Below are 5370 nucleotides of genomic sequence, written 5' to 3' on the forward strand. Positions count from 1 at the left end.
CCCATGAACCCGATACCAATGGTTCGCGCCTCCACACGCTTCTATCAACCACACAAGCCACCTTAAGGCCTTGCCACAGTGGGCACATATTGAGCGCCTAACCCCTCTCGTGTGGATCACCTTACCCCACTCATCAATCCCACACAGTTGAAAAACCCCTTTTGCAATAAATACCAACACCAAGTATTTTAATATCTTTCATGGCCCTGCTCCTTTTTTTAAAAATAGAAACTCTATGTTGGCGCATTATAACGCCCTCTTTAAGGAGGGGCACTTTTCATTAGGTTACTTTTGCAGAAGGTAGTAAATAGCTTGTTTGCCGAAGTGTTAAGCGTTACATTTTGTATCTTACAGGAGGAAGGAGCACCATGACATATTTCGTTCAATTAAAAATTTTAGATAAACGCCTAGGAAGTGAGTTTCCACTGCCTGCTTACGCCACCACGGGTTCCGCGGGTTTAGATCTGCGCGCCTGCTTGGATGAGCCGCTTAAGATAGAACCTGGCGAAACTTGTCTAATTAGCACAGGATTGGCAATTTATTTAGGCCATTCCAATGTAGCGGCGACTATATTGCCTCGTTCGGGATTGGGGCATAAACATGGGATTGTATTGGGCAATTTAGTGGGGCTCATTGATTCGGATTATCAAGGATCGCTGGTGGTTTCTTGTTGGAATCGGGGTAAAGAATCCTATACCATCGAGCCGGGCGACCGAATTGCTCAGTTAGTCGTTCTCCCTGTCTTGAAGGCGCAATTTGCGGTGGTGGAAGAATTTGAACTTACCGAACGAGGAGTGGGTGGTTTTGGCAGCTCAGGACGAAATTAATCAGTTGAGTCTCCCCGATGAAGCGCCGGCGGAACTTTTTAGAGCTTACGATATTCGCGGTCCTGTCATCCCGGAGGCACTAACACCGGGATTGGCTTATGCCATTGGCCTTTCGATCGGCAGCGAAGCACGCGAACAGGGGCAAAAAGCGATTGTTGTGGGTCGCGATGGGCGTTTATCAGGTCCTAAATTAACCGCTGCTTTGCTTCAGGGATTGTGTGAGACCGGCCTGGTGGTGCTTAATGTTGGTTTAGTGCCAACGCCGCTGGTTTACTTTGCAACGAATCGTTTAGAAACCAATTCCGGCGTGATGGTCACAGCGAGTCATAATCCGGGGCACCACAATGGTTTTAAAATTGTTCTGAATGGAAAAACATTGAGGTCAGAGGAGATTGCGGCCATTCGAACGCGTATTCTCGAAGGACGCTTTGTTAAAGGCCATGGAGCAGTGGTTGGTGTGGAGATCATCGAAGATTATGAATCTTATGTCACCAAGCATGTTCAATTAGACCGCCCGTTGAAAGTGGTCGTAGACTGTGGCAATGGGATTGCCGGCAAAGTGGCGCCGGCGTTATATCGGAAGCTAGGGTGTGAAGTGGTGGAGTTATTTTGTGAGTTGGATGGCTATTTTCCTAATCATCATCCTGACCCTACTATTCCCACCAATTTAACGGATTTAATCCATAAGGTGAAAGAAGCGCAAGCCGACCTTGGGCTGGCTTTTGATGGCGATGCGGATCGTTTAGGTATTGTGACGGATAAAGGAGAAATTATCTGGCCCGATCGTCAAATGATGTTATTTTCAATGGACGTATTATCTCGTTTACCGGGTTCTGATATTATTTTTGACGTCAAATGTTCGCGTTCCTTAGCCGAAATAATAAAAAAATACGGCGGCAATCCGGTCATGTGGGGAACAGGGCATTCTATTTTAAGAGCTAAGCTTTTTGAAATCGGCGCACCGTTGGCCGGAGAAATGAGTGGACATATCTTTTTTAAAGATAAATGGTTTGGTTTCGATGATGGCATTTACGTGGGAGCGCGTTTATTACGAATTATCTCTCAGACTAATCAACGGACGAGTGAGATTTTTGCGGAGTTGCCCAATAGCGTCAACACGCCAGAATTAAAATTGCCAATGACCGAAGAAAAAAAACAACCCTTTATGCAAGGGTTATTGAAAAAAGCTGATTTTGGAAACGCAAAACTTATTACAATTGATGGGTTGCGCGTTGAATTTGAAGATGGCTGGGGGTTAATTCGACCTTCGAACACTTCGCCTTATTTAATTTTACGTTTCGAGGCTGATACAGAAGAAAAACTGAAGCGTATTCAGGAAATCTTTCGAACGCAGTTGTGGATGATTGATAATGCGTTGGAGTTGCCCTTTTAATATAGAGTAAAGGATTCTTGAGAGTGTTTTTGTTCCTGTTCCTTCTCTCGCCTAAGAGTGTCTTCAGATTTACTCCTTTTGAAATAGTCTTTATTGATAGGCGACTGGGAGTGATATTGTTCATAACATTTTTTATGAAGCTTAGATTTTCTTCACGATTTTCTCGTGCGCTCAACCAGTTTACCAAAGCGTTGAGTTTTTTCTCTTATTTCATCTCCCAAGAGGGTATTGGCTATCTCCAAGGCCAGCCTTAATTTACTCTTAATTTTCAAGAGATAGGGATTTATAATTTGACATTAAATAATTTTTAAGCGAATCGCAATGTTTAATTGCCAAGGGTAATAGCGTAGTATTATCTTCTAGCAGACCTTTATTGAGGATAGCGTCGTAAAAATAGTTCCAATCACTTAAATTAAATATTTTTGGAACCCAAGTGAATATTTCTTCGAGCTTGTTAAGTGCTTCGAATCGTTCATTTTCGATAGCTTTTATACAGTATTCAATGGCTTTTCCATAATAAACCATGGAGTGCAGACTTGATTCTTGACTGATCCGCTTTTCATAAAACATATAAGCAATACTGGAAAATACCAGAAAGAGTAGTAAAGAAGCGGTTTCGGTCCATTCAGGCAGTAGTAAAAAAAGGCCCCACGCATCCTTAGAGTAATTCTCGTGCTCAAGGAAGCAAGCAAAGCGGTAGATGATGGCGTGGTGGATTATTTGTGAATAATACCGCTTCGTAACATTGCTTAGCTTCTTTGATTTTTATTTCCACATACCGCAACTAAGCTTTGCTAATACTTCTACTGAGCTTGCTTGCACAGGTTCGAAAAGCGGTGTTAGATTCTGGCGTTGATAAAGAAACAGATTGTGTTTGGCTAACGGCATACCTTGATAGCGGCTTTTTGGAAGAGCGTTTTAGCATTTTCTAGTTCTGTTTTTTCGAGAGAGTGATTAGCGGCAAGCCATTGTGCACGAGGACGATTTTTTTCGATCCCTTGATTAAAGTATATTTGAACCTGATCCTTTTCCCTCTCTTCTGAATAAATTTCGAAAAGCTCAACTGTGGCGTTAGGTTCTCCTGCTTTGGTCGCTTTTCTCAGAAAAATTTAGCTCGACCGGTATTTTGTTTAACTCCTACGCCAAGAAAATAAGCCATCCCTAATAAATAACTTTTCTCCGGAGTGTCATCAGATAACTGAAATATAGTTAAAATAATTTACGTAGTCCTCATGTGCTTTATCATTAAAAAAACTCCCTTATTTCCCAGGCAATTAAAGCGGTTGATGAGATATCCTCTAGATTATAGACTTCAATAAAGGCGTTTGCCAGATCAACGAGATTAGCCTCTCGAGATTTTCGAAAATATTAAATGGCAGAATCTATATCCTGTGCTTCTTCCTTCGCTTTCATGTGTCGCTTGTACCTCAAGGTTGCCAGTGTTCGGGATCTTTATTCCACGCTAAAGCTTTTTGTTTTTCTATTTCATCAATGTAACCTTCATCAACTGCCATTTCGATTAAGGCATCAAAATGAGAAAGTGCATGACAGTTGATATTGGCATCCGAAAAATTTTTCTGCGCTTGTGGCAATTGATAAGAAAAAATCGCAATGCAGTCGGTTATTGTCACTCCTTTTTCTCGTAAAGCCAAACTGACCGCCAAGGCGCTTTTTCCAGTACTAATTAAATCTTCCACAATCAGCGTCCGCTGACCTTTTCGGATCCGACCTTCGATTTGATTTTGTTTACCGTGAGTCTTGGCTTTAGCGCGAACATAAATCATGGGGAGATTGAGCCGATCCGCAATCCAGGCGGTGTGCGGGATGCCGGCAGTCGCGGTACCTGCTATGACGTCAAACGATAAATGATTTTTTTCAATGAGTTGAAGAAAAGCTTCGATAATCACTTTTCGTTTTTCAGGGTGGGAAATAATTAAACGATTGTCACAATAAATGGGGGACAAAATGCCTGAGGTATAGCGATAAGGTTCATGTAAATTTAAAGTGACTGCCTTGATATTAAATAGTAACTTTGCTATTTCTGTGGCTTGATTCATAAAGTCATTGTTGCACAACTTAAATACTAAAAAAAGAAGATTTTTATGCGTGTTATCACTTTAAACTTAAATGGTATTCGTGCGGCTGCTCGCCGAGGGTTTTTTGATTGGTTAAAACGACAGAAAGCGGATATTGTTTGTTTACAAGAAACAAAAGCTTGCCTTGAAATCCCCAATGGGGATCAATTTTACCCTAAAGGATATTATTGTTATTACCACGATGCGGAAAAGAGCGGTTACAGTGGTGTTGGTATTTATTGTCGCGAAAAACCCGATCAAGTGACCACCCGATTAGGCTGGGAACATGCCGACAAGGAGGGGCGTTATATTCAGGCTGATTTTGGCTCGTTAAGTGTTGCGTCGTTATATATGCCTTCAGGTAGCACTGGTGAACATCGCCAAAAAATTAAATTTGATTTCATGGATCGTTATATGAAAAGATTAAAAAATATCGTTCATTCAAAACGATCTTTCATTATTTGCGGCGATTGGAATATCGTTCGTAAAGAGATTGATATTAAAAATTTTAAAAGTAATCAAAAACATTCTGGTTGTTTGCCAGAAGAACGCGCCTGGTTAGATGAAGTCTTTACGAAAATAGAGTTGGTCGATGCCTTCCGGGTGGTTAATCAAAAGCGGGATCAATACACGTGGTGGTCCAGCCGCGGCTGCGCTTGGGAGAAGAATGTTGGGTGGCGTATTGATTATCAAGTGATAACGTCAGATTTAAAAAATAGCGTAAAATCAGAAAGAATCTACAAAGACGAACGATTTTCGGATCATGCGCCGTTGATTATAGATTATGATAGAGAAATTTCCGACTAAATATTTTCGCCTTCCTCTATCTTTGAAAGGCATAAATCGATAGTTTCTTTAACGTTAGATATTACCCCTTTTTTTAATTAAACATTGTGACCCAACATCTGGGGAAAAATAGTACTACATATTAAGACAGCACAAGGCCAATAGGAAAAAATAATCTAGAATGGGAAGATTTATAAAAAGATTTTATTGTTAACCGTCATTCCCGCGGGGACGCCTAGGCGTCAACTTAAGCATAAACCCCTAATGGCTGTAAAGTTGATGCTTCTCT

Annotated in this window: 4 protein-coding genes and 2 pseudogenes; 3 read left to right on the forward strand and 3 right to left on the reverse strand. The window is 41.2% G+C overall.

What is annotated here, in order from left to right; translation table 11 throughout:
* Positions 1–202: pseudogene (locus OWO34_RS01255) on the reverse strand (IS110 family transposase); the annotation flags it as partial.
* A 139-nt stretch (positions 203–341) separates the two neighbouring features.
* Here OWO34_RS01255 and dut point away from each other — a divergent pair.
* Both dut and OWO34_RS01265 read left to right on the forward strand, forming a co-directional pair.
* Positions 342–827, forward strand: a complete 486-nt coding sequence (gene dut, locus OWO34_RS01260) for a dUTP diphosphatase (protein ID WP_267256277.1) — start codon at positions 342–344, stop codon at positions 825–827.
* Positions 805–2220 carry a phosphomannomutase/phosphoglucomutase gene (locus OWO34_RS01265; protein ID WP_267256280.1) on the forward strand — a complete coding sequence of 472 codons (1416 nt, stop codon included), beginning with the start codon at positions 805–807 and terminating at the stop codon, positions 2218–2220. The genes dut and OWO34_RS01265 overlap by 23 nt, the downstream gene beginning before the upstream one ends.
* Here the strand turns inward: OWO34_RS01265 and OWO34_RS01270 are convergent.
* Both OWO34_RS01270 and pyrE read right to left on the reverse strand, forming a co-directional pair.
* Positions 2217–3651 (reverse strand): annotated as a pseudogene (locus OWO34_RS01270) (tetratricopeptide repeat protein). The gene OWO34_RS01265 and the pseudogene OWO34_RS01270 overlap by 4 nt on opposite strands.
* Complete coding sequence (gene pyrE, locus OWO34_RS01275; protein WP_267256278.1) at positions 3648–4295, reverse strand: orotate phosphoribosyltransferase; 648 nt, start codon at positions 4293–4295, stop codon at positions 3648–3650. Before pyrE ends, OWO34_RS01270 begins: the two are co-directional and overlap by 4 nt.
* A 27-nt stretch (positions 4296–4322) precedes the next feature.
* Between pyrE and OWO34_RS01280 the strand changes: the two genes are divergently transcribed.
* Positions 4323–5102: an exodeoxyribonuclease III gene (locus tag OWO34_RS01280; RefSeq protein WP_267256279.1), complete on the forward strand. Its 780-nt coding sequence runs from the start codon at positions 4323–4325 to the stop codon at positions 5100–5102.
* Positions 5103–5370 lie beyond the last annotated feature (268 nt).

This window comes from Coxiella endosymbiont of Ornithodoros maritimus (assembly GCF_907164965.1).
GTDB lineage: Bacteria > Pseudomonadota > Gammaproteobacteria > Coxiellales > Coxiellaceae > Coxiella.

What these genes read in the sequence shown, in the direction of transcription:
- OWO34_RS01280 (WP_267256279.1), top strand. Translation starts at nt 4,323, where the DNA reads ATGCGTGTTATCACTTTAAACTTAAATGGTATTCGTGCGGCTGCTCGC.